At 59.1% G+C, this 23,744-nt stretch carries 27 protein-coding genes; 16 read left to right on the forward strand and 11 right to left on the reverse strand.

All coding sequences use genetic code 11. The annotated features are described in order from the left end of the window. The 5 genes from VL003_RS00750 to VL003_RS00770 form a co-directional block, all read left to right on the forward strand. Positions 1-1,035 (forward strand): ABC transporter substrate-binding protein (locus VL003_RS00750; RefSeq protein WP_325438588.1); only part of this gene is annotated, 1,035 nt, incomplete at its 5' end. Positions 1,036-1,048: 13 nt separating this feature from the next. Then, positions 1,049-2,077, forward strand: coding sequence for an ABC transporter ATP-binding protein (locus VL003_RS00755; RefSeq protein WP_325438590.1), 1,029 nt, complete (start codon positions 1,049-1,051; stop codon positions 2,075-2,077). Positions 2,078-2,080: 3 nt separating this feature from the next. Then, positions 2,081-3,001, forward strand: a complete 921-nt coding sequence (locus VL003_RS00760; RefSeq protein WP_325438592.1) for a carbohydrate ABC transporter permease — start codon at positions 2,081-2,083, stop codon at positions 2,999-3,001. Between the two features lie 2 nt (positions 3,002-3,003). Continuing rightward, a complete protein-coding gene (locus tag VL003_RS00765) occupies positions 3,004-3,852 on the forward strand; it encodes a carbohydrate ABC transporter permease (RefSeq protein ID WP_325438594.1) in 849 nt (282 codons plus the stop codon). A 14-nt stretch (positions 3,853-3,866) separates the two neighbouring features. Further along, on the forward strand, positions 3,867-4,223 hold the full coding sequence (locus tag VL003_RS00770; RefSeq protein ID WP_325438596.1) for a winged helix-turn-helix domain-containing protein: 357 nt from the start codon (positions 3,867-3,869) through the stop codon (positions 4,221-4,223). A gap of 45 nt (positions 4,224-4,268) precedes the next feature. Here the strand turns inward: VL003_RS00770 and VL003_RS00775 are convergent, their stop codons facing one another. Then, entirely contained in the window at positions 4,269-4,814 is a 546-nt protein-coding gene (locus VL003_RS00775) for a MarR family winged helix-turn-helix transcriptional regulator (RefSeq protein ID WP_325438597.1), read from the reverse strand. A gap of 196 nt (positions 4,815-5,010) precedes the next feature. Here VL003_RS00775 and VL003_RS00780 point away from each other — a divergent pair, with 196 nt between their 5' ends. After that, positions 5,011-5,940 carry an amidohydrolase family protein gene (locus VL003_RS00780; protein ID WP_325438599.1) on the forward strand — a complete coding sequence of 310 codons (930 nt, stop codon included), beginning with the start codon at positions 5,011-5,013 and terminating at the stop codon, positions 5,938-5,940. A gap of 15 nt (positions 5,941-5,955) precedes the next feature. On the opposite strand, the gene VL003_RS00785 is transcribed toward VL003_RS00780, so the two are convergent. The 5 genes from VL003_RS00785 to VL003_RS00805 all read right to left on the reverse strand — a co-directional run bounded on the left by VL003_RS00785 (position 5,956) and on the right by VL003_RS00805 (position 10,438). Next, positions 5,956-6,360 carry an acyl-CoA thioesterase gene (locus VL003_RS00785; RefSeq protein ID WP_325438601.1) on the reverse strand — a complete coding sequence of 135 codons (405 nt, stop codon included), beginning with the start codon at positions 6,358-6,360 and terminating at the stop codon, positions 5,956-5,958. A 42-nt stretch (positions 6,361-6,402) separates the two neighbouring features. Continuing rightward, on the reverse strand, positions 6,403-7,575 hold the full coding sequence (locus VL003_RS00790) for an ABC transporter substrate-binding protein (RefSeq protein WP_325438603.1): 1,173 nt from the start codon (positions 7,573-7,575) through the stop codon (positions 6,403-6,405). A gap of 36 nt (positions 7,576-7,611) precedes the next feature. Further along, the gene (locus VL003_RS00795) at positions 7,612-8,178 is read right to left on the reverse strand and encodes a cupin domain-containing protein (protein WP_325438605.1); all 567 of its coding nucleotides are present in this window, start codon (positions 8,176-8,178) and stop codon (positions 7,612-7,614) included. Between the two features lie 227 nt (positions 8,179-8,405). Further along, positions 8,406-9,299, reverse strand: a complete 894-nt coding sequence (locus VL003_RS00800; RefSeq protein ID WP_325438607.1) for a beta-keto acid cleavage family enzyme — start codon at positions 9,297-9,299, stop codon at positions 8,406-8,408. Next, positions 9,296-10,438, reverse strand: coding sequence for an FAD-dependent monooxygenase (locus VL003_RS00805; protein WP_325438609.1), 1,143 nt, complete (start codon positions 10,436-10,438; stop codon positions 9,296-9,298). Before VL003_RS00805 ends, VL003_RS00800 begins: the two co-directional genes overlap by 4 nt. Positions 10,439-10,617: 179 nt before the next feature. On the opposite strand from VL003_RS00805, the gene VL003_RS00810 reads away from it, so the two are divergent. After that, positions 10,618-11,529: a LysR family transcriptional regulator gene (locus VL003_RS00810; protein WP_325438611.1), complete on the forward strand. Its 912-nt coding sequence runs from the start codon at positions 10,618-10,620 to the stop codon at positions 11,527-11,529. Positions 11,530-11,726: 197 nt separating this feature from the next. Then, positions 11,727-12,758 carry a biotin synthase BioB gene (bioB, locus tag VL003_RS00815; RefSeq protein ID WP_325438613.1) on the forward strand — a complete coding sequence of 344 codons (1,032 nt, stop codon included), beginning with the start codon at positions 11,727-11,729 and terminating at the stop codon, positions 12,756-12,758. Between the two features lie 82 nt (positions 12,759-12,840). Here bioB and VL003_RS00820 read toward each other — a convergent pair whose 3' ends face one another. Then, complete coding sequence (locus VL003_RS00820) at positions 12,841-14,124, reverse strand: MFS transporter (protein ID WP_325438615.1); 1,284 nt, start codon at positions 14,122-14,124, stop codon at positions 12,841-12,843. A 167-nt stretch (positions 14,125-14,291) separates the two neighbouring features. Continuing rightward, a complete protein-coding gene (locus VL003_RS00825) occupies positions 14,292-14,795 on the reverse strand; it encodes a peroxiredoxin (RefSeq protein WP_325438618.1) in 504 nt (167 codons plus the stop codon). Positions 14,796-15,052: 257 nt separating this feature from the next. Between VL003_RS00825 and VL003_RS00830 the strand changes: the two genes are divergently transcribed. The 6 genes from VL003_RS00830 (at position 15,053) to VL003_RS00855 (ending at position 18,573) form a co-directional block, all read left to right on the forward strand. After that, positions 15,053-15,442 carry a hypothetical protein gene (locus VL003_RS00830; RefSeq protein WP_325438619.1) on the forward strand — a complete coding sequence of 130 codons (390 nt, stop codon included), beginning with the start codon at positions 15,053-15,055 and terminating at the stop codon, positions 15,440-15,442. Positions 15,443-15,535: 93 nt separating this feature from the next. Further along, on the forward strand, positions 15,536-16,033 hold the full coding sequence (gene moaC, locus VL003_RS00835) for a cyclic pyranopterin monophosphate synthase MoaC (RefSeq protein ID WP_325438621.1): 498 nt from the start codon (positions 15,536-15,538) through the stop codon (positions 16,031-16,033). Continuing rightward, positions 16,014-16,265 carry a MoaD/ThiS family protein gene (locus VL003_RS00840; RefSeq protein ID WP_325438623.1) on the forward strand — a complete coding sequence of 84 codons (252 nt, stop codon included), beginning with the start codon at positions 16,014-16,016 and terminating at the stop codon, positions 16,263-16,265. Before moaC ends, VL003_RS00840 begins: the two co-directional genes overlap by 20 nt. A 2-nt stretch (positions 16,266-16,267) precedes the next feature. Further along, positions 16,268-16,732: a molybdenum cofactor biosynthesis protein MoaE gene (locus tag VL003_RS00845; protein ID WP_325438625.1), complete on the forward strand. Its 465-nt coding sequence runs from the start codon at positions 16,268-16,270 to the stop codon at positions 16,730-16,732. Between the two features lie 9 nt (positions 16,733-16,741). Continuing rightward, positions 16,742-17,281, forward strand: coding sequence for a molybdenum cofactor biosynthesis protein B (gene moaB / locus VL003_RS00850; RefSeq protein WP_325438627.1), 540 nt, complete (start codon positions 16,742-16,744; stop codon positions 17,279-17,281). 86 nt (positions 17,282-17,367) lie between these two features. Beyond that, on the forward strand, positions 17,368-18,573 hold the full coding sequence (locus VL003_RS00855) for a molybdopterin molybdotransferase MoeA (protein ID WP_325438629.1): 1,206 nt from the start codon (positions 17,368-17,370) through the stop codon (positions 18,571-18,573). Positions 18,574-18,620: 47 nt separating this feature from the next. On the opposite strand, the gene mobA is transcribed toward VL003_RS00855, so the two are convergent. The 3 genes from mobA to VL003_RS00870 are packed head-to-tail and all read right to left on the reverse strand — an operon-like array spanning position 18,621 to position 21,483. Further along, positions 18,621-19,229, reverse strand: coding sequence for a molybdenum cofactor guanylyltransferase MobA (mobA, locus tag VL003_RS00860; protein WP_325438631.1), 609 nt, complete (start codon positions 19,227-19,229; stop codon positions 18,621-18,623). A gap of 22 nt (positions 19,230-19,251) precedes the next feature. After that, complete coding sequence (gene moaA / locus VL003_RS00865) at positions 19,252-20,349, reverse strand: GTP 3',8-cyclase MoaA (RefSeq protein ID WP_414708206.1); 1,098 nt, start codon at positions 20,347-20,349, stop codon at positions 19,252-19,254. Between the two features lie 24 nt (positions 20,350-20,373). Then, positions 20,374-21,483, reverse strand: a complete 1,110-nt coding sequence (locus VL003_RS00870; protein WP_325438634.1) for a substrate-binding domain-containing protein — start codon at positions 21,481-21,483, stop codon at positions 20,374-20,376. Positions 21,484-21,660: 177 nt separating this feature from the next. Between VL003_RS00870 and VL003_RS00875 the strand changes: the two genes are divergently transcribed. Together VL003_RS00875 and VL003_RS00880 are read left to right on the forward strand one after the other, a co-directional pair. Further along, positions 21,661-22,155, forward strand: a complete 495-nt coding sequence (locus VL003_RS00875; protein WP_325438636.1) for a formate dehydrogenase subunit gamma — start codon at positions 21,661-21,663, stop codon at positions 22,153-22,155. Between the two features lie 5 nt (positions 22,156-22,160). Continuing rightward, entirely contained in the window at positions 22,161-23,732 is a 1,572-nt protein-coding gene (locus VL003_RS00880) for a formate dehydrogenase beta subunit (protein WP_325438638.1), read from the forward strand. Positions 23,733-23,744 lie beyond the last annotated feature (12 nt).

Genomic DNA, 23,744 nt, shown 5'->3' on the forward strand with positions numbered 1-23,744 from the left:
CGCGTTTCGTACAACCCCGTAAGAAAATCCTGGTATGCGTTCAGCCACGGATGGACCATTGACTGCGGGGATTACCGCCGCTCGCTGTGGCAGCAGGCGGGCATGGAGAACGGCCCCGACACCTGGATGGATCTACTCGAAGTGGGTGAAAAAATTCGTAAAGAACACGGCGTTCAGGTCGGCATCGGCATGTCTCAGGAGTTGGACTCGAACATGGTTGCGCGGGCTGTCTTGTGGTCGTGGGGCGCATCGGTGCAAGACGAGAACGACAACGTCATCCTGGGTCAGGGCGACAATCGCAAGCGGGCCATCGAGGCGGTGAAGTACATGGTAGACCTTTATCATCGAGCCATGACCCCGGCGGTATTTGCCTGGAACGCCGCGTCGAACAACCAGGACCTGATCGCCGGCAAGGCGTCGTACATCGTCAACTCGATATCGGCCTACCGCTCAGCCCAGCAAAGCAAACCGGACGTAGCCAAAGATGTGTTCTTTACCGGCCCCCTGGCCGGACCGTACGGCGATCGCTGGGCCAATGTGCATGTGCTGTACAACTACATCATTCCAAAATTCGCCAAGGCCAACGAAGACATCGCCAAGCAGTTCATCCTGCACTTGACCCAGAACTACGACCAGGCGATGTATTTCAGTAAGCTTTACAACTCGCCCAGCTACTTCAGCAGCGCCATTCCAGGCGGCGACCGGGGCTATCCCGCAGTGCAGGGGGCCACGACGCTGCAAGGGTTGAACGATGCCTGGTTCGCCAACGACCCCTTCAAGCTCGACGGCGAGGCCGACGGCAAGCTGGCCGGCCTGACCAAGGCAACAGAGTGGACGACGAACCTGGGGCACCCGGGCTATTCAAACCCTGCTGTAGGCGAAACGTTCAACACCTTCATTCTGCCCAACATGATGGCCAAGGCGGCGCGGGGTGACCTAAGCCCCGAACAGGCGGTGGACGAAGCCGCCAGGCAGACTGAGCGCATCTACGCGCAATGGCGCGATCGGGGCCTGATCGGCGGCAACAAGACTTGAACCAGGAGCCCCCATGGCGAGCCTGAGCGTTGAACACCTGAGCACGACATTCGACCACGGCCGAGTAAAGGCGGTGGACGATGTCAGCATGGAGATGCCCGATGGCGAGTTCCTGGTCTTGCTGGGCGCCTCGGGCTCGGGTAAATCCACCTTGATGCGAACCATCGCCGGGCTCGAGCGCCCCAGTGCGGGCGCCATCCGCATAGACGGCGAGCTGGCCAACGAGGTTCCCCCGGGCAAACGCAACATCGCCATGGTCTTCCAAAGCTATGCGCTTTATCCGCACAAAACAGTGGAAAAAAACATTGCCTTCCCGCTAGAGGCTATTTCTATGCCCGCCGCGCAAATCCAGGAAAAAGTGAAATGGGCGGCGGAACTGTTCGGCATGGAACTGTTGCTTCACCGCAAGCCGCGCGAGCTGTCGGGCGGCGAGCGCCAAAGGGTCGCTCTGGCGCGGGCGCTGGTGCGCACGCCCCGGTTGTTCTTGATGGACGAACCGCTGTCCAACCTGGATGCCAAGTTGCGCCATGCGGCAAGGCGCGAGTTCAAGCGCCTGCACGAACAAACCGGCATCACCACGCTATATGTCACCCACGACCAGGTCGAGGCCATGGGTTTGGGCCAGCGTATCGCCATTCTTGATAAAGGGCGCATCCAGCAGATCGGCACACCCTACGAAATCTACCACCAGCCGGCCAATACTTTCGTGGCGCAGTTCATGGGTTCGCCGCCCATGAACCTGATCCCCCAGGGAGACTGGCTGGTGGGCTTTCACTCGGAAGACGGGTGGCTGCCGGAAAGCGAGCTTGCGGAAACACCTTCCGATCATTACCGGCTGCCCGTGGCGATTTTGCAGATCGAACACCTGGGTTCGGACGCTTTGGTGTATGCGGTGTGCCAGACCACCCAGGCGGAGGTGATACTGAAACTACCCGACCGGCTGGCGGGCGGGCTTGCAGCGGGCACCCAGCGCACCTTCTACGTACCGCAATCAAAGCTATGCCGATTCGATCCGCGTACCGGCTTACGAGTAAGAGACTGAGCCATGGCAAGCAAGCCACTTAGCATCAACCAGCGCGACACCCTGCTGGCATTGCTGATGGTAATGCCGGCAATACTATATATAGCGCTGCTGTTGGGCATACCCATCGTGCTGGCCATCATCTATAGCCTGAGCGATGTAACCACCGGCAGCACGGCCATGCGCTACGTGGGCCTGCAAAATTTTACCGCGCTGCTGGAAACGCCCGACTTCATGCGGGCGATCAGCAATACGCTACTGATTACAAGCTGCACGCTGATTGGCGTATTGATACTGGGCACCATCCAGGCCGAACTGCTTGTGCGCCCGACGCGAGCCAAGTGGTTGATCCGCTTCTTGATCCTGCTGCCCTGGACAGCGCCTGCCTCGTTAAGCGCCATTGCCTGGCTATGGATGTTCGACTCCACCTTTAGCCCGATCGATTGGGTGCTGCGCGGCCTGGGCCTGCTGGGTCATCCAGGCGCCCTGTTCGGCGACTTCAACAATGCCTTCTGGCTTGGCCGCAGCGGCCTCGCACTATTTTCCATCGTATTGGTCAATGTCTGGCGCCTGCTGCCGCTGGGAACCGTCATTATTCTGGCGGGTCTGAACGGGGTTCCGCGTGACATTCTGGAGCAGGCACAGATCGACGGAGCCGGATATTTCCGTCGACTTTTCCACGTGGTGCTGCCCATGTTGATACCCGTTTTCGGCGTCACCATTCTGTTCACCTTCGTGTTTGTCTCCACCGACATCGTCACCGTCTTCATCCTGACCCGCGGGGGGCCGGCCAATGCCACTCAAGTATTGCCAACACTGGCATTTTTTATTGGCGTACAAGGAGGAGCGCTGGGTCGGGGCGCTGCCGCGGCACTGTTCCTGTTGCCCGTGCTGGCGGCGGTCTCGATCGTTGTCCTGGCGCTGATCCGCCGACGAGAGATCTGATCATGCGTGCAAAGCCTGCCAAGCACCCCGGCCGCCGAACCGGCCTGTACCTGACCACGGCCCTGTTCGTGGTGTTTTCCGCTCTGCCGTTCTACGTCATGCTGATCACCAGCTTCAAGACGCAAAGCGAAATATTTACGGCAGACGCCAATCCATTCTGGTTCTCCGGCCCGCCCACACTGACCAACCTGCAACTGCTGTTCAGCCAGACGCAATTTATTCAATGGCTGCTGAACACGGCATGGGTCGGCCTGGCGGTTGTGGTCATTACCCTCGCTCTGTCGGTGCCTGCCGCCTATGGCTTGGCGCGTATCGCCGGCAAATGGGGCGAAACCCTGGGCATCGGCATATTCCTGAGCTATCTGGTTCCACCCACCCTGCTGTTCATTCCTTTTTCCAAGGTCATTGCGTTCCTGGGCCTGCAGGGCTCGCAGTCGTCGCTGATTGTGGCCTACCCCACCTTTACCATACCTTTCTGCACCTGGCTGCTGATGGGCTTCTTCAAGGGCATACCACGCGACCTGGAAGAGCAGGCCATGATCGACGGCTACAACAGGTTCGGGGCATTCCTGCATGTGGTGCTCCCGCTGGCCTTCCCGGGCTTGTTGACCGTCGTCGTGTTCGCCTTCACGCTGTCGACCAGCGAATTCATCTATGCTCTGGCGTTTGTCACGCGCTCGGCTGAGAAAACCATCAGCATTGCCGTACCGACCGAACTGATCCGGGGAGACGTCTATCACTGGGGGCCGCTGCTGGCTGGCGCATTAATCGCCAGCCTGCCGGTTGCAGTGCTGTATACCTTGTTCATCGACCAGCTGGTGGCCGGCCTGACCGCCGTCGCGCGCGACTGAACTAAAATACTTATATGACCAAGGCACAGCTCGACATCCAGTTCCGCATGCGCATCTACCGGGACGGCGCCATCGCCATCGGTCCCGGGCGCATCGCGCTGCTCGAGGCCATTGACCAGACCGGCTCTATTTCGGCGGCGGCCCGTCACTTGAACATGTCGTACAGGCGCGCCTGGCTGCTGGTCAACGAAACCAATAACTCCTTGAAGCAGCCGGCGGTTGCGTCGTCGGAAGGGGGGGCTTCGGGCGGGGGAAGCCGGTTAACTGAAGCGGGTCGGGAAATTGTGCAGCGCTATCGCAAGATCGAAGCACTGGCAAAGCATTCGGCGCAGGAAGACCTTAACGCCCTGGCCGCATTAATTGCCCGCTAAGAAGCCATTTTGCCTCGAACTTTCTTAGTGCGCCCAGCCGTCTTGTCAGTCTGCGGCCATCTTGTGATTCACAGCTACCTTGGCCAACAAGCGCATCAGGGTTTTACGCTCTTGGGGCGATAACTGTGCTGCGATTACTTCTTCATAACGACGCGACAGTGCGGTAAGTTTGACCAGCTCTTGGTAGCCCACGGGCGTTACCGCCAACGCATAGCTGCGCCGGTCTTCCGGTATGCTGTGCCGCTCGACGAAGCCTGCTGCCTGCAGGGCGTCTATGACCTTTACCACACTGGCCCGGTTGACCCGCAGAGCCTCGGCCAACGCAGACTGATTGATGCCCGGTTGGTTGCCAATAATGCACAACGCCGTCATGCGTCCGGGCGACAAGGCCTCGGGCCCGAAAAACTCGAACAACACCTCGTAAGAGCGCACCTGAGCTTTTTTTATCTCGTATGCCAACGAATCTTGCAACAGGTCGATGTCGTCGACCGCCGGGGTGGCGGCCTGTTCGATAGGGATGCCCGTGTCGGGTTGATTACTTGAGTTCATCGATAACGTCACAAAAATGAAGCGCAGCGCATCGTGCGCCACGCCCGCTCCTTGGTGCACTGCCGATTGCCCGCAAGGCGGCTGCTATACAGGGTTAGCCCGTATGGAAGCGGTCTACCCGAGCTAATATCATCTTTATAACTGTTAACCAGCCTAACAATATATTGGTATCGGCCCTTATGGACAAGCCTTCATCATTGCGCCGCGCCAGTCACACTCCCGCTTTCAAGGAATCCCCATGACAGGCCTGAATCAGGTGGTGGCCATCGACATCCACACCCACGCAACTGTTTCTACACGCAACGCACCCGACGAAGTGGCCATTGCCTTCGACACGGCCATGGCGGCATACTTCAAAGAAAAAATGCCCCGGCCCACCATTTCGGAAACCGCCGACTATTACCGCGAGCGCAACATGATGGCGGTGATCTTTACGGTCGACACCGAAAGGGCCAACGGCCAGGTCCGCATCACCAATGAAGAAGTGGCCGAAGAAGCGGCCCTGCACCAGGACGTACTCATACCCTTTGCCAGCATCGACCCACTACGAGGCAAGATGGGCGCGCGCGAAGCACGGCGCCTGATCAAAGACTACGGCATACGGGGTTTCAAGTTTCACCCCTCGCAACAAGAGTTCTACCCGAACGAGCGTCGCGCCTATGACCTGTACGAGGCCATCGCCGAGGCCGGCCTGCCCGCCATATTTCATAGTGGCCAAACCGGCGTGGGCGCGCGCATGCGCGGGGGCGGCGGCGTGCGGCTCAAGTATTCAGACCCCATGTATCTGGACGATGTGGCGGTCGACTTCCCCGACATGCCTATTGTTATTGCCCACCCTTCGTTTCCGTGGCAAGAAAACGCGCTGGCCGTGGCTACGCACAAGCCCTCGGTCTATATTGACCTTTCGGGCTGGTCGCCTAAGTACTTTCCGCCCATCTTGGTTCAGTATGCCAACACCATTCTTAAAGACAAGATGCTGTTCGGCTCTGATTTTCCAGTCATTACACCCGACCGCTGGCTTGAAGACTTTGACACGATCGGCATTCGCGACGAAGTAAAGCCGCTGATCCTGCGCGAAAACGCCATACGCCTGTTGGGGCTGGACAAAGACCCGGTGTACGGCCGTTATGTGCGCTTGCAGCCACCGGTGGGCGACGGCTGCTGCTGAACCGCTTATGTCGGTTCAGGCAAAAAAGGCCTTGAACTCGTCGGGAATGGCCGCACCCTTGATGCGGCCTTCGCCGACAATCTCTGCCCAAGCGCGCAGCTCGTGCCCGGTAGACACCAGGCGCTCGCCGCACTTTACGGTGTACCCCACCTTAAAGCGACGCTCGGCCCACTCGGTGATTTCAGCCTGAACCGTAATGACGTCGTCGTACGTAATGGGCGAACGAAAGACGCTACCGGCATCAACCAGCGGCGTCACCGCATTGAAGCGAGAGCGTATCTCGCGCTGACTTAGTCCCTTGCTGCGACACAGGCCCTGATAGGTGCTGTCGTACCAATAGAAAAAATTAGGGTAAAAAACAATACCTGCATCATCGCAATCACCCCACTCAACGGTAAAGCTACGCTCATACTGGCTCATTGGTGCCACACTCCGCAACGCAAAAAGCTTGATAATAGCCGTTTACGACATCGGGCATTGCGAGTGGTAAATGTCTTGATGCATTTCAAGCGGCGTATCGATCTGCTTAAGCACCACGTTGTCGCCTTCGGTTTTTACCGCCTGAAAGGCGTAATAGTTTTGAATGGGCATGTGGTTGTTGTTGAACTTGAAAGGGCCCCGAACAGACTTCAGTTCGTCACCGGCCGCTTTTACCGCCTGGGCAAACGCTTTTTTGTCGGACACGTCGCCCTTCAATTTTTCCGCAGCAATATTCAACAAATTGCCGGCATCGTAGGCGGCGGCTGCATACATGCTGGGCGTACGATTATATTTTTGCTGAAATGCTTTTACAAAGGCATGGTTTTGGGGGTTGTCGTAAGCCGAGCTCCACATGGCGCCGGCAATGACGCCTTCAGCCAAGCCCTTCAGGGCAGGCAAGGTCGTGCCATCTACCGTAAACACCGACAGCACGGGCAACTTGCCCAGCATGCCGGCCTGGCGCATTTGTTTGACGAAATTAATACCCATGCCGCCCGGGTAAAACACAAACAAGGCGTCGGCTTTGGAAGTTTGCAGTTGAACGATTTCGGCCGAATAATCGGTTTGCCCTAATTGCGTGTACAACTCTTCGACCACCTCACCCTTGAAATGACGCTTGAACCCTTCGAGCATTTCTTTGCCGGCCTGATAGTTGGGCGCCATTAAAAAGACCTTGCCGTAGCCCTGCTTCTGGGCATAAACACCCATGGATTCGGCCGGCCCGTCGCTTTGCCAGGCAACGCCGAAGATATTGGGCTTGCAGCCTTCGCCCGATATGGCTCGCGCGCCTGAGTTAGTAGAAAGCGCCACCACGCCGGACTCGACAATTTGTGGGAGCTGGGCCATTAATATATTGGTGTAACCCATACCGACCAAGGCGTCGATGTGGTCGCGTTCGATCAGCTTGCGCGCAATTTGCACCCCTACTTCGGGCTTGAGCTGGTCGTCTTCTTTAATGACCGTTACCGGTTGCCCACCCAGCTTGCCGCCGTTCTGCTCAATAGCAAGCATCAGCCCGTCGTATTGGTCTTGCCCCAGTGCTGCCCCGGGCCCCGACAAGGGGCCACTAAAGCCGATCTTGATTTCGGCGCCGGCCGGCGAGCCTGCCAGCGCCAGCACGCTTGCCACACCTGCAAATAGCATTTTGTATTTCATGGTTGTCTCCAGAGGGGGGGTGCCCAAACCGAATGTTTATTTTGAGTTTGGGAGGGGTGCTGCATCGACTAAAACGAAACCCACCATGCATGGCCTGTCGCTTCTGTTGCTCCATGAATGATTGGTTCCGCGCTGCACGAGCACATCACCCGCCGTCATGCGAACTTCTCCCTCGTCCATGACCGCCCAGATCTCCCCTTCGAGCACAAGGGCGTAGTCGACGGAGTTGGTCTGGTGCATGGCCTCGTGGCGGTCAGTGCTTTCGTGAATGGCGTCGGCGCCGGAATCGCCCATAGAGGCGAAGGCTTGGTCGCGCTTCCATTTGCCGACATATTCTTTATCTGGGGGAAACTGCACGACCCGAAACACCGTGCCGCAGGCAGGCGGGGCCAGGCTGATCTGGGCCGAGCAAGGGTCTTGATTGCCCTGATTGCTGGCCGGTGCCCCGTCTGTTTTCCAGATGTCGGTGACACCAAAGGTGGAGACGCCGGCAAGCGCCATCGCGTGCGGCGAGGGGCCGTCGGAAACGATGATGGACTTGCCGTTTGCATCGTGCCCGGTAACGATTCGCCGCACAGGCCTGATGTTCGTGTCGCTTTGCATGGCCAGCCTCCTGCATGAGATTGCTGATTGAAAATAAGCGGAACCATGACCTTTACCGCAGGTACAGGTCGTTTATTCCACCCAGATCTACCATCTGCTGAACTGCGACTGCTGAACTGCTAAAACGGAATTACGGCTGAGTTACTGCTGAGTTACTGCTGAGTTACTGCCGGGCCGCCAAAGTGGATCCGGCGTCGAATCCAGCTTGGCCTGGCCCCTTATATTGTTTACTTGAGTTGCGGCAAACCCATGATCTCGCGGGCTTCTGCAGGGGTGGCCGGCTCGTGGCCCAGTTCGCGCACGATGCGCACCAGCCGCTCAACCAACTGAACGTTGGTGGCCAACACGCCATGTTCGTAATACAGGTTGTCTTCGAGGCCGGTACGCGCATGGCCGCCCAGCAAAATACTTTGCACGGCCGATGGCAACTGCGCCGGTCCGATACCGCTGACGTTAAACACCGAGTCGGGCGGCAGGTGGTCGACCATCATTTGCAGGATGCGGGGCGTATAAGGCAAGGCACCCTGGAAGGCGTTGACACCAATAACAATATTGATAAAGTACGGCGCTTTATCCAGGCCGGCCTTAATGGCCTTGTTCACGTCCTGCACAATGTCTTCAAGGCTGAAGACTTCCCATTCGGGCTTGATGCCGCGCGCCATCATTTTTTCGGCCAGCTCCCGGATGCGCGTGGGCGTTGTGGGAACCAGAATCTCTTTGTCGCCAAAGGTGGCGCAAATGGTTTGCGCATCAAGCGTACACATTTCGGCACCGGGCGCTTCCATGCCTTTGAGGCGCTCTTCGAATTTAATTTCCCACAAGCCGTTATTGAGCTGGTGGATCATGTCGCCATTGATGCCGCCGCCGGTAGAGTTGTTAAGCACTATGTCGCATTTGTCGCGAATAAGCGCGTTCATCTCGCCGTAAACCGCTGGGTCGCACGTGGCCTCGTCGTCGCTGGCACGCCGGGCATGCAACGCAACCACACTGGCGCCGGCGTTATAGCAGCGCAGCACGTCTTCGGCGATCTCTTTCGGTTGCGTGGGCAGGTTTGGGTTCTGCTTTTTACTGGCCATGCCACCAGTGGGCGCAACCGTAATAATAATTTTGCGTTTGCTCATTGTCCGTCTCCTGAAGAAAGTTTTTCGTAGGCCGCAGCCAACTTGGGGTCGATTCGGCGCATGTCTTCATGCGAGACGCGGCCGGTGCGGGTCATGTAACTGTAGGCGAATTCTACCGGAGACAGGTCTGCAACCAGTTGGTCCATTTTCTCGTACCACTCGATACTGGCGTTGGCGGCCTCCCAGATCTTGCGCATAGGGGGCAGACGCAGTTCGCGAAAGCGATCGCGTGCGGCGGCCACGTTATTGCCGCATTCTTTAAACGCCTTGTAAAGCGCAACCGCGTCCTCCATGGCCAGACGGGTACCCGACCCAATGGAAAAATGCGCCGTACGCAAGGCATCCCCCAACAGCACCACGTTGTCGAAGCCCCAGTTCTCGTTCCAGACAACCGGAAAATTCCGCCAGTAAGAATGGTTGCTGATAATGGGGTGGCCTTCAAGGTCTTTGGCAAACACCCGCTCGCAATAGGCAATGGTGTCTTCGGGGCTCATGGTCTCGAAACCCGCGCGCTGCCAGGTGTCTGCTTCGACCTCGACCAAAAAGGTGCTCATGTCGGGGCGGTAGCGGTAATGGTGCGCACAAAACACGCCCTGCTCGGTTTCGCGAAAGGTGAGCGTCAGGCTGTTGAAGGCCTTGGTGGTGCCGTACCAAATAAACTTGTTGGGCCGCCAGTTAGTGGTTGTGCCCAGTTTGTCTTCGTTTTCGGCGCGCACCCAGGACGACACCCCGTTTGCCCCGACAATCAGATCGGCGTCCGAGAGCGCGTCGAGACTATTGACCTCGGTCTCAAACTGAATGGTAACGCCCAGGGTCTCAACGTACTCGTACAGCAAGGTGAGAAGCTCGAGCCGACCAATAGAAGTAAAACCGTTGCCCGCAATCGGTATACGGGTGTCGTTATGGACAACCGTAATTTCGGGCCAGTTTTCCAGATGCGGGGTCAGGTACTGATACAGCTGTTCGTCGTCGGCTTTCAGGAACTCTAGTGCTCGGTCGGAGAACACCACGCCAAAACCCCAGGTCACATCGCGGGCGTTGCGCTCATAAATAACGATGTCGTGCGACGGGTCAAGTTGTTTCATCAACGCCGCAAAGTAAAGCCCCGCCGGGCCGGCTCCGATGATCCTGATCTTCATGTAGTGTCTCCGTTGCAAGCTACGCAGCAAACTCGCCGTGTATAGAGCGCATGATAGATCAAACCGTAGCTATAAAAATAATGCCGGGATGATATATTCGTTATTCAGTATTTGATTAACCCATGCCATGCCGCCCGACGCATTGCGGGCCGCCCGGTTTCAGAGCCCCCCATTCAGTTATGCAGACACGCTTGTTCGAGTACATGTTGCGGGTGGCCGAGCTAGGCAGCATCAATAAGGCTGCCCTCGACCTGAACCTGTCGCAACCGACGTTGTCACGCCATATCGCCACGCTCGAAAAACTGATGGGCGCCAAGCTGTTCGTTCGTACACAAGGCGGCGTTACGCTGACCGAAGCCGGCAAGCTGCTTGCGGATCGCTCTCGGCCCTTGCTGCGGCAGTTTTCCATACTGAAGGATCAGGTGGGCGACAAGGCCTCGGGGCAGTTGTCGGTAGGCTTTCCCACCTCGTGGCAAAAGGTGTTTACCTCGCGTTTTGCCGCTACCCTGGTGCAACAACACCCAGAGGTCAAGCTGCGTATTCACGAAGGGGTCAGCAATATATTGCGCGACCATCTGCTGGCGGGCCTGCTCGATCTTTGTGTGATCCCGTTTGACCCCTCGCCACCCACAGGCTATGTGCAAACCCCCTTGGTTCGCGAACCGCTGATTCTTTTGGGCAACGAGGCCGAAAAGCTCGATTCAAGCAAGCCCACGCCTATCTCCAGGGCGGACGGTGCCAGGCTGATCCTGCCCGGCCGGCCCAACGCCATTACCTCGCAGATCGAGCACATGCTTAAACGCCAAGGCATGAATTTCAATCTGGCCGTGGAAACCGACACTTTGGGCCTGTGCCTGGATCTGGCGCGCGAAGGCCTGGGTCTGACGATTGTGCCGGCCTGCGCCCTGCATGAACACGCGCTGCGCGACATCAGCTGGAGCCCCTTGCGCGGCTTATACCTGACCTGGTCGCTGTTCGAAAGCATGGCCCGCTCCCACTCGCAGGCGGTTCATCAGGGGCGACGCCTGATGCGCGCTTCGCTGGACGACGCCGTTCAGCGAGGCACCTGGTACGGGGTTGAGGCCATGTAACGTTACCTATAGATACACAATCGAGTTTTGCCGCCGGTCGCGCCGGGCGCCACCAAAAATCAGGCCGTTGCACGATCAAGAGCGAAGTTAGGCTGTTTTGTATAATTCTTGAGCGAATTTGGTGTGCAAAACCAGTTGCTACACCTGGCCCACCTCTCTAATATTGATTTCTTACTCGTTTTCTTCAGCCGTCGCCCATGTCCATTACCACTCTCGAAGTACGCCGCCAGCAGGCCGCCGCCCCGTTGCGCTGGTCCATAGACCAGATCGTCGAGCTCTACGAGCTGCCGTTTCTTGACCTGCTTTTTCGTGCCCAAAGCGTGCATCGCGAGCACCACGAACCCAACACCGTTCAGCTTTCCAGCCTGCTGTCTATCAAGACCGGCGGCTGCCCCGAAGACTGCTCTTACTGTCCGCAGTCGGCCCGCTACGAAACCGAGGTCGAACGCGAGAAGCTGATGCCGCTGGACGAAGTACTTGAGGCCGCTCGACAGGCCAAGGCGGGCGGCGCCCAGCGCTTCTGCATGGGCGCCGCCTGGCGCGCGCCCAAAGCCCACCAGATCGACGCGGTGGCTGAAATGGTTTCGGCCGTAAAGGCGCTGGGCCTTGAAACCTGTGTAACGCTGGGCATGCTCAAAGAAGGCCAGGCCGAACAGTTGCGCGATGCCGGGCTCGATTACTACAACCACAACCTCGACACCGCACCTGAGTTCTACGGGCAAATTATTTCCACCCGCACCTATCAAGACCGCCTTGACACGCTCGAGCGGGTACGCAACGCCGGCATCAACGTCTGTTGCGGCGGTATTGTGGGCCTGGGTGAGTCGCGCCGCGAACGTGCCGGCCTGGTGGCCCAGTTGGCCAACATGAGCCCCTATCCCGATTCGGTTCCTGTGAACAATCTGGTCAAGGTCGAGGGCACGCCGCTTTACGACACGCCCGACCTGGATCCATTCGAGTTCATTCGCACGGTTGCGGTGGCCCGCATCACCATGCCCAAGGCAGTGGTACGCCTTTCGGCCGGCCGCGAAGCCATGGACGAAACCATGCAGGCCTTGTGCTTTGCCGCCGGGGCAAACTCTATTTTTTACGGCGAAAAATTGCTTACCACCGGCAACCCGCAATACGTGCAAGACCGCGCCCTATTCGAACGCCTGGGTCTGCGCGAAGCCTCGTGCAACCATGCAGGGCAAGGCGCTCACGCCAAAGCCACCATTACCCAGGCCTGAGTCTGGTTCAACGGGTCGGGGCACCCGCCCCGACCAGCAAAAATACCGCGCCTGCAAAACAATCAGACCTGCGGTTACGCCATCAAGCCGGCGCTTGCGCCTCTTCAGGGACCGGCTCGGCGGACACATCGCTTTCCACATCTACCCGGGGATCAAGGGCCGCCACCACCGGCGTCGCCTGCAGTTCGGACATGGGCATGAAGTGCGTCGGTGCGTCTTCGCTAAGATGATCGCCGGTAACCTGCTGCGGCCGCACATACAGTACCAGCAACGCTGCGCACGCCGAAACGAATATGAAGAATGTCTGGGTACCGATGCCGCGCATCAGCGCGCCCACGACTAACGGCCCCAGGCATGCGCCCAAGCCATAGGCCATGAGCACAATGGCGCTTAGACCCACGCGCCGGTCAGGCTCGACGTTGTCGTTGGCAAAGGCCACCCCAATGGGGTAGAGCGTAAACTGCAAAATACCGAAACCACAGGAAACGGCCAATAGCGCCCAATAAGGCAACTGCACCCAGCCCCAGACAGGGATGCACACCAACGCCAGCAGCAAGGCATTGATGCGTATCAGCCCCGCACGATTGACCCTGTCGGCCAGCCAACCCAGCGGGCCTTGGGCCATTAACCCGGCCGCCACGGCCGCGGCAATAAAAACAGCCACCTGATCGTTGTCGAGCCCCTGCTTTACGGCGAACACCGGCCCCAGACCGTAGAAGGCGCCAGTAAGCATGCCGCAGATAAAAATCGTAACCAGCGACATGGGTACCAGCCGGGCGTAGTAACGGGTCATAATCGGGACGGGCGCCTGCATGGCCGGGTGCAGGCGCCTGGTCAGCGCTACGGGAACCAGACACAGCACGGAGCATATCGATGCAAAGACAATGGGACGGTAACCAAGCTCGGGGAACATGGCCAGGGACAATTGGCCCAGGACCGTACCCAGGCCGGAAAAAATCATATACAGCGCAAAAACGCTGCCTCGCGTCTTGTTCTCGGCCTGCTCATTGAGCCAGCTTTCGATCACCATTAATTGGGCCACCATAGCAAGACCCACCAGGAACCTCAGGACCAGCCACACCCAAAGGTTGTCGACCAAAGCCATGGTAAGCAGCGCAGCGGTAACCAGGGCTGCGCCCGCTGAGTACGCACGTATGTGCCCAAACTGAATAATGAGCTTGTGAGCCACCCGTGCGCCCGCAACCAGCCCGAAGTAATACGCTGCGATTTGTGCGCCCACCCACATTTCGGACACTGAGGCGGCCGTCAGCCACAGGCTTAGAAAGGTATTGAACAACCCCGTCGCCAACAGCATCAGCAGGGTTGCCAGGTATAACGAGAAAAAGGATGCGACGTTGTTCAGCATGAGCGGGGTGCCGCCCTTCGGCTTGCGCCGGGGCACACATTGATAGGGAATGATTGCACGTTGGTTGCCATGAACCAACTGCGCGTGTAGCGACGCCTTGTGCAGGCCCGGCCGCGCCAAGGCGCGGCCGGGCCTGAGGGGCCAGACGTTCGTGAACGATGCTTGACTTACAGTTGTTTTAACAGCGTCTGAGCGTCACTGACGCTTAGCCCGGGGCCGTTTTCAAGGTTGAGCTTTTCGACTACGCCATCGCGCAACACGGCCGAATAACGTTGCGAGCGCACCCCTAGGCCCTTGTCGACCAGATCAAGCTCAAGGCCCAGGCTTTTGGTCCAGGTGCCGCTGCCGTCGCCCAGCATGCGGACGCGCCCGTCGACGCCCAGGCTTTTGCCCCAGGCACCCATCACGAATGGGTCGTTAACCGCCACGCACCAGATTTCGTCAACCCCTTTGGCTGCGAGCTGATCGGCGGCTTCAAGATAACCGGGCAGATGCTTTTCGGAGCAGGTGGGCGTAAAAGCACCCGGCACCGCAAATAACGCCACCGTCTTGCCCTTGGCCTGTTCGGCCACCTTGAACGGGTTGGGACCTAAACCGCAAGCGTCGGTTTCAACTTGCACATACTCGGCCAGCGTGCCGTCGGGGATGCGATCGCCTTCTTTAATGGACATTGAGATTCTCCGGTTGGATATGCCCGAACGAGCGTCCGGGCGTGATTGCTGCACACAGCCTTTGTTGTAGCATGTTCGAGGTTTGGGAAGCGGTATAACCCCCAAGACAATACTGTCAAAATGTGCCGCGACACGTTTGCGTGCGAACCGAAACATCTGCATACGTCACCTTCATGATCTCGTAATGAAATAAGGTGAGAATGTTCTTCCATCGCGCCACCGGCGCGCCCCGACCACATCAATAAATGGGGCCCCGCATGATTCTGCCCAAAATGTCCGCCGCCCTGCTCTCGATGAGCTTCTTCGGCAGCGCCTACGCCGCCAACCCGCAGGGGAACACCTCGCTTGAACAATGGGTTGTCATATGCGGCGCTGCCAACGGCGCGGCGGCGGTGTTTCAAGCACAACCTCACGACCTGGCCCTGCATCGCGAGACCACCAAAACTCACATCAATCGATTTGCAGCTGAAAACGGCATTGGCGCACCAGAGTTTGAGCCGCTGTTCGAACGAGGTCTGGCGGAAGGCCAACGATTGGTGGCCGGCCACAGCACGGTCTTCAAGCCCCGCCAAACGTCGCTGCTCGAAGGGTTTCATCACGACAAGGGCATTACGTACGCCGACATGCAACGTGTATTGAGCGTCTGACAAACCATTCTGCCCCGGCGGGCCGGCGCTTCAGGTAACGGGCCATGGGTATGGCGTATAGTATAAGGTTCTGATCCTTATCCATTTTTTGTCATGAGCCCTACCCAGCCCGCCGAGCCTGTACTTAGCCATCTTGACGAAGCCGGCCAGATCCGAATGGTCGACGTCAGCAGCAAGGTCTCTACCCAACGCAGCGCCACGGCCGAATGCCGCGTGCGCTTAAGTGCCGACGCTTATCGCCTGCTTACCGCCCAAGAAAACAGCAAGGGCGAGGTCCTTAACACCGCGCGCGTTGCCGGAGTGCTTGCAGCCAAACGATGCGCCGAACTTATTCCCTTGTGTCACAGCCTGCCGCTTAGCTTTGCAGGGGTCGAGTTTTTTCCCGACGACGAACAGCGTGCCATCACCGTGCGCGCCACCTGCCGCACCGACTACAAAACCGGCGTCGAAATGGAAGCCATGACCGCCTGCAGCGTCGCAGCCCTAACCATTTACGACATGTGCAAGGCAGCCGACAAGGGCATTGTCATTGAGAACCTGCGGCTCAAACACAAATCAGGAGGTAAAAGCGGTGAGTGGCACAGCGATTAACGTTCTGTATTTTGCCCAGGTGGCCGAACTGACTCAGGTTCGTCAAGAGTCGTGGCCGCTTCAGGGGCCCATCAGCGGGGCCGACTGGCTGGCCCAGCTCGAGCAGCGCTACCCGCAGCTTGCTCCCACACGGCGCCTCAAGCTGGCAGTTAACCAATTTCATGCGCGGGCCGACAGCGTCATACAGCCCGGCGACGAAGTGGCGGTGTTCGAACCGGTCACCGGAGGCTAGGCATGGTCATTGTTCAACAGGCCGATTTTGACACGGCAGCCCTGGTGGCCGGCATGCGCGAACGTACCGCCGGCAAGGCCGGCGCGCTGGTTACCTTTACCGGCTATGTGCGCGACTACGCCCCCGACCAAGCCACGCAAAGCCTGTACCTGGAACACTATCCGGGCATGTGCGAACGTGAGCTGACCGAGATCTGCGACAGCGCGCAGTCGCGCTGGGATGTCACCGAGGTTTTGGCGGTTCACCGCTACGGTGAGCTTCAGCTTAAAGACCAGATTGTGTTTGTTGCCGTGGCCAGTGCGCATCGGGGCCAGGCCTTTCTGGCCTGCGAATATATTATTGATGCACTGAAAACCCGTGCGCCCTTCTGGAAGCGCGAAACCCTGGCCGGCGGCGAACGCTTCTGGGTGCAGCAGGCCGAGGCCGACGCCGACAAGACCGAGCAGTGGAACAACGAGCAAAATTAAAGGCCCACCATGAGCAAAGCCCACCCCAACGCCCCCCGTGTGCCGCTAAATTGCGCCGTACTGACTATTTCTGATTCGCGCACGCCCGAAACCGACACCTCGGGCGACTACCTGGCTGAAAGCCTGGCCGCCGCCGGTCACCGCTGCGTGCGGCGCGGCTTGTCTACGGGCAATATGTACGAGTTGCGCAAGATTGTCAGCGACTGGATCGCAGCCGACGACATTCAGGTGGTGCTTACCAACGGCGGCACAGGTTTCTCGCATCAGAAATCGACCGGCGCAGCCATCACGCCATTGCTCGACATGACACTGGCCGGGTTCGGCGAGCTGTTCCGCCATCTTTCATTCCTTGAAATTGGCAGCTCTACCTTGCAGTCCGACGCGTTTGCCGGGGTGGCCAACAACACGCTGATCTTTTGTATGCCCGGCTCGACCAACGCCTGCAAAACAGCCTGGGAAGGCATACTTAAAGAACAGCTCGACAGCACGCACCGGCCTTGCAACTTTGCCGGCTACTTTCGTAGTCCTTCGGAAGTTCTAGGCCTGTAAGATACCCGCCCATTTCACGACGCGGTCGGCTTGTGCCCCGTGCGGCCGCGGCCTGCCCCGTCTGTTACTTATACGTTGATCAGCACATGTTAGATTTTGACCTAGCCCAGACCCAGTTGGCCAAAGCCGGCCAGAAGCCCAAGCAGACCGAAGACTGCCCGCTGCACCGGGCGCAGGGCCGCATTCTGGCCCAGACGCTTAAGGCGCACCTTGATATGCCCCCGGCCGATAATAGCGCCATGGACGGCTACGCCATACGTTACGCCGACTATCAGGCGGGGCGCGGTTTGCCTGTTCAACAACGATGCTACGCCGGCGAGCAACCCGAACCACTGCAGCCGGGCCAATGCATACGCCTGTTCACCGGCAGCATGATTCCCGAAGGCGCCGACACCGTCGTCATACAAGAAGACTGCACCGAAACCGACAACATATTGCTGATCAACGAGGCGCCCGTACAGGGGGCGCACATACGCCGACGCGGTGAAGACGTTCGAAAGGACAGCACACTGCTTCCGGACGGCACCCAAATCGGCGCCGCGCAGGTCGCCTTGCTGGCCTCCCAGGGGTATGCCCAGATTCCGGTCTACCCTCAGCTTAAGGTCGGCATTCTTACCACCGGCGACGAACTGGTCGAACCGGGCAAGGCATTGCAGGCCGCACAAATTTACAATTCGAACGGCCCCATGCTGGCTTCTTTGGTCGCCGGCCTGGGTGCAGACCCCATTCACGTGCTGCACGCCAACGATACGCTCGACTCTTTGCAGCAGGCATTGCAAACCCTGATTAACGACTGCGACCTTATCCTGAGTGTTGGCGGGGTGTCGGTGGGCGAGAAAGACCTGGTCAAGCCCGCCATCGAACAGGCGGGAGGCGAACTTGATCTTTGGCGCGTGCGCATGAAGCCGGGTAAGCCGGTTGCGCTGGCCCACGCCCAGGGCAAGCCTATTGTGTGCCTGCCGGGCAACCCGGTGTCGGCGTTTGCCGTGTTCGCCCTGCTGGTGTCCCCCTTGGTGCGCCACATGCAGGGCCGCGAACAATGGTTGCCCGCCGTCCAGTACGGGCGCCTCAATGACGACGCACCGTTCAACGACGTTCGCGACGAATTCATACGCGTCAAGGCCGAACACGCTTCCAACGGTGGCACGAATCTAAACGTGTTCTCGCGGCAAGGCTCGGGGGTGGTCAGTTCGCTGCCATGGTCTCACGGTTTGGCCCGCATACCCGCAGGCTCGCAAATCAAGGCCGGCGACCTGGTGCCATTCTATAGCTGGGCGCACTGGTTGGTCTAACCGGCCCGGCCGCAGGGCGGTTGAACGTGTGCGGCCAACACCAGGCCTCAGCCAGACGCGCCGCCCGCAGCCTGGTAGTCATCGGGGGTGTTGATATTGCGAAACAACCGGGCGTCGTCACCGAAATCAACCGCCACGGCACCGTGTCTTCGGTGCCAATCCAGCACCTTGCGCCCTTCAGCCAGCAAATAGGCTCGTAAATCGCTCTGCAGATCAGTGCGAACCAACATGCATAGCGGGTGCGCCCCACGACCGGCACTGGCGTAGGCCAAGGGTGCCCCGCCTGACACCGCGGCAAGCAGGCGCGGAAACAAGTCTTTCGGCACGATCGGCACATCAACCGGCAATACAAACAGCCACGGCCGCCGCGAGCGCGCCATGGCGCTTGCCACCCCGGCCAACGGCCCCGCATCGCCGCCAAACACCGCATCGTCGGGCACGCATCGGCCATACCGGGCATAGATATCAAGGTGGCGGTTTGCGCTGACGTAAAGCGTGTTCACAAAGGGCTGCATGTAGTCGGCAACCCATTGAACCAGCGGGCGATCGTTCAGCCTCAGCAAACCCTTGTCGACCGTGCCGGCAGCCGCAACCTGCATGCGACGCGACTGCCCGCCGGCCAGGATCACGCCGTCGATTTTGTTGCGGGGAATCATAGGATTGAGCGGCGTGAAAAGGTCAGCCGCCAATGTAGCTCATTTCGACTTTTCGCTGGCGGGCGGTTTCAATGCCGCGCTGCTCGGAGTAATGGTCGTTGCGACCGTGCCAAATGGCGGCCAGGCGGTCTTTTAGCTGCTCGTCACTGGCGCCGCTGCGCAATAAAGAACGCAGGTCGTGCCCGGAGTCGGCAAACAGACACAAGAAGATCCTGCCTTCGGGAGACAGCCGAGCACGGGTACAGTCGCCGCAAAACGGCTGCGACACGCTGGTAATGACCCCGACTTCGCCACCGCCGTCGGCGTAGCGCCAACGCGTGGCAACTTCGCCCTTGTACAGGGCGTCGACCTGTTCGAGCGGGTATTCGTTATGAATAAGGTCGAGTATTTGTCGTCCGGTCAGTACTTCGTCAAGGTTCCAGCCGTTGGTTGAACCCACGTCCATGTATTCAATGAAGCGCAAGATATGGCCCGAATGACGAAAATGCTGCGCCATGGGCAGTATCTGGCCGTCGTTAAGACCCTTGCGCACCACCATGTTGACCTTGACCGGAGCCAAGCCCACCCGGGCGGCTTCTTCGATGCCTTCGAGGACAGTGGCCACGCTGACACGGCTGTCGCTCATGCGCTCGAACATGGAGTCGTCCAACGCATCGAGGCTGACCGTAACGCGCTTCAGGCCGGCGTCTTTAAGTGCCTGCGCCTTTTTTGCCAATAGCGTGCCATTGGTGGTTAGTGTCAGGTCAACCGGCTCGCCGTCGGGGGTGCGCAATTCAGACAGCAATGCAATCAGGTTCTCGAGGTGCTTGCGCAACAGGGGCTCGCCGCCCGTCAGGCGGATTTTGCGTACCCCCAGGCCCACGGCAATGCCTGCGACCCGGGCAATTTCTTCAAAGCTTAGCAACGAGGCATGCGGCATGAACTCGTAATCGCTGCCGAAGATTTCGCGCGGCATACAGTAGGTACACCGAAAGTTGCAGCGATCAGTGACCGAAATGCGCAGGTCTTGCAGGGGGCGGCGACGTAAGTCAAGCAAAGGCCCGCCCTTGAAGGGCGCGTCAGGCTGCACCGCATGCGGTGTTTCGCTTGGCTGCTTGTTTAGGTAAATGACTTTGCTCACGGTTTTCATGGTAAACGTTTTTGCTCAAGCCCGCGCGGTGCTGCGAGCGCGCACGGGGCCAAAAGCCTGCTGCAGGGTAAGCACCTTGCCAATGTCAGAGGCATCGTACCCCACCAACTGCGAAACATAGCCGCGATACTGCTCGCTGCCAAGCAAACCCAGCAGTTGCTCCATTAGGGGCGTCTCAAGCATGTCGCGATTCACGGCAAAAAAATAACGCTCTTTGGCCAGCGGAATGAAGTCAAGGCCGCAGCGCCAGGCGGCGGTTTCAACCCCAATGCCAACGTCGGCCATGCCGCTGGCAATGTGGGCCGCAATGGCCATATGGGTAAATTCGCTGCTGTCGTAGCCTTGTATCTGGCGAGTATCGATGCCCAATTGCTCGAGCATCAGGCCTACCAGCAAACGGGTGCTGGAACCCACCTGGCGATTGACAAAGCGTACGCCGGGCTTGACCAGGTCGCCGATACCGTGCACGTGCTTGGGGTTGCCCGGCTGCACGAACATGCCGGTATCGCGCTGGGCGAGGTAGATAAGACAGTGGCGGTCGGCGTCGAGCCAAGGGCTGTAATGGCGCAAAATGGGTTCTTCGAACTTGCCCGCGGGCACCTGAAACCCGGCCAGATCGCACTCGCCGCGATTTAGCGAAGCCAGCGCCTCAAAGGCGGTGCGGTAGCGCAGCTCGACCGGCGACATATCTTGATCGTTGGCCATTTGCATCAGCCCCTCGACCGCAAAACCATGGCTGGCATGCAGGCGCAGGCGGGGCCGGCTTTCGGGGTACAGGCTTTCTAGCTCTTCTTGAAGCTCGGACGCCATGCTTTCAAGCATAGGGGTCAGGCGGGCATCCATGCGGCGGTTGGCCCACAACAAATGGCGTGCGAAATCGGTAAGTTTGCTGCCTTGCCGGCGGCTGGTTTCAAGCAAGGGCATGCCGAATTCTTTTTCGGCATTACGCAACAGCCCCCATGCATGACGATAGGAAATCTGGCACGAACGGCAGGCACCGGCAATATGGCCGACAGTGTCGATGGCGGCGAGCAGACGCAGTATTTCGCCCAACGCAAAGACAGCCCCACTGGGTTTTTCAAGTACCCATTCAGAGTTCAGGCGTGCCTGGAACTTATATGTCATTCTGTGCCTATTGAAAGACGGCTGTATACCTAGTAGATTAGTACACCTTAACTTGGGCTTATTATGCACCCTTACACATAATAAAGCACGTAAGCCGAAACGCTATCCGGGTGTATGCCGGCATCACGCCCTACACGCCAATATCTCTTACGCAGTAAAGCAATACCAAGGAACCTCATGAACATGCCGCTGCAACAGGCCCCGCTTTCCGACGAGTCGGTAGCCCAGGCCACACAACAGGCCCTGCATCGCCACGCCGGCCAGAAAGGCAATCTCCTGCCCATTTTGCACGACGTCCAGCACGCGCTCGGGTTCATTCCCGAAGCTGCGGTGCCGCTTATTGCGCAGGCTGTGCAGCTTTCACGTGCCGAAGTGCACGGCGTCATCAGCTTTTATCCGCACTTTACTCAAACACCGCGCGCCGGTGTGTTGCTCGAGGTCTGCCGTGCCGAATCCTGCCAGGCCATGGGCGGCGACCAGCTTGCAGACCACGTGCAGCAAAAGTTGGGCTGCGGTTTTCATGCCACCAGCGCCGACGGCAAGGTGTCGCTCGAACCTGTCTATTGCCTGGGCCTGTGCGCCCAGTCGCCTGCCGTCATGGTCAATGGCCGGCCCCACGCTCGTGTCACGCCCGCCAAGCTCGACCAATTGCTCGAATCGCACGGAGCATAAGCGCCATGACCGACACCATCAAAATCTATGTACCCCGTGATTCCGCCGCCTTGGCGGTAGGCGCCAACGAAGTAGCCCTTGCCATCCAGCAAGAAGCCGACACGCTTGGCCAATCGGTACACATCGTGCGCAATGGTTCGCGCGGCCTGCTCTGGCTCGAGCCCATGGTCGAAATCCAGACCCCGCAAGGCCGGGTGGCCTACGGCCCCGTGCAGCCCGAAGACATTCCGGGCCTGTTCAAGGCAGGGTGGCTGCAAGGCGGGCCGCATGCTTTGGCGCATGGGCTTACCGAAGAAATTCCCTACCTCAAAAACCAGCAGCGCCTGACCTTTGCGCGTGTGGGCATCACCGACCCGCTCAGTTTAAGCGACTACCAGGCCCACGGCGGCCTGGCCGGCCTGAAACGCGCCGCCTCCATGTCGCCGGCCGACATCGTAAAAGAAGTCACAGAATCCGGTCTCCGCGGCCGGGGCGGTGCGGCCTTTCCTACCGGCATCAAATGGAAGACCGTGCTCGACACTGCGGCCGAGCAAAAGTACATTGCCTGCAACGCCGACGAAGGCGACTCGGGCACGTTTTCCGACCGCATGATCATGGAAGGCGACCCCTATACGTTGATCGAGGGCATGACCATCGCCGGTCTCGCCGTGGGCGCAACCTACGGCTACATTTATGTGCGCTCCGAGTACCCCGACGCCGTCGCCGTGCTTAACAGCGCCATTCAGAACGCCCGGGCCGCAGGCTGGCTGGGGCACGACATTGCCGGCACCGGCCGCGCCTTCGACCTAGAGGTGCGTGTTGGCGCAGGCGCCTACATTTGCGGCGAAGAAACCTCGATGCTAGAAAGCCTCGAAGGCAAGCGCGGCCAGGTTCGCTTCAAGCCCCCCCTGCCCGCCATCAAAGGCCTGTTCGGGCAGCCTACCGTCATCAACAACGTCATTTCGTTGGCCACCGTACCCATCATTCTGGCCAAAGGCGCGGCCTATTACCGCGACTACGGCATGGGCCGCTCCAAAGGCACACTGCCCTTCCAGCTTGCCGGCAACCTCAAGCAAGGCGGCCTGGTCGAGCGCGCCTTCGGCCTTACCTTGCGCGAACTGCTTTACGACTACGGCGGCGGCAGCGCCTCGGGCCGCGCCTTGCGCGCGGTTCAGGTAGGCGGCCCGCTGGGTGCTTACCTGCCCGAGTCGCAATGGGACACCCCCATCGATTACGAAGCCTATGTGGGCATTTCGGCCATGGTCGGGCACGGCGGGCTGGTGGCCTTTGACGATACCGTCGACATGTCTAAAATGGCTAAATACGCCATGGAATTCTGTGCCATTGAATCCTGTGGCAAATGTACGCCCTGTCGTATCGGCGCCGTGCGCGGCGGCGAGGTCATCGAAAAAATCCGGTCGGGCAACGAACGCGAACAGCAGGTGCACTTGCTACGCGATCTTTGCGACACCATGCTGGGCGGCTCGTTGTGCGCCCTGGGCGGAATGACCCCTTACCCGGTCCTTTCCGCGCTCGATCATTTCCCCGAAGACTTCGGCCTGGCCAAGTCTGACCAACCGGCCGCCAGCGCCGTCTGACCCGGAGCCCAA

Origin of the sequence: Pusillimonas sp. (assembly GCF_035515275.1) — a bacterium.
Classification (GTDB): Bacteria; Pseudomonadota; Gammaproteobacteria; order Burkholderiales; family Burkholderiaceae_B; genus Pusillimonas.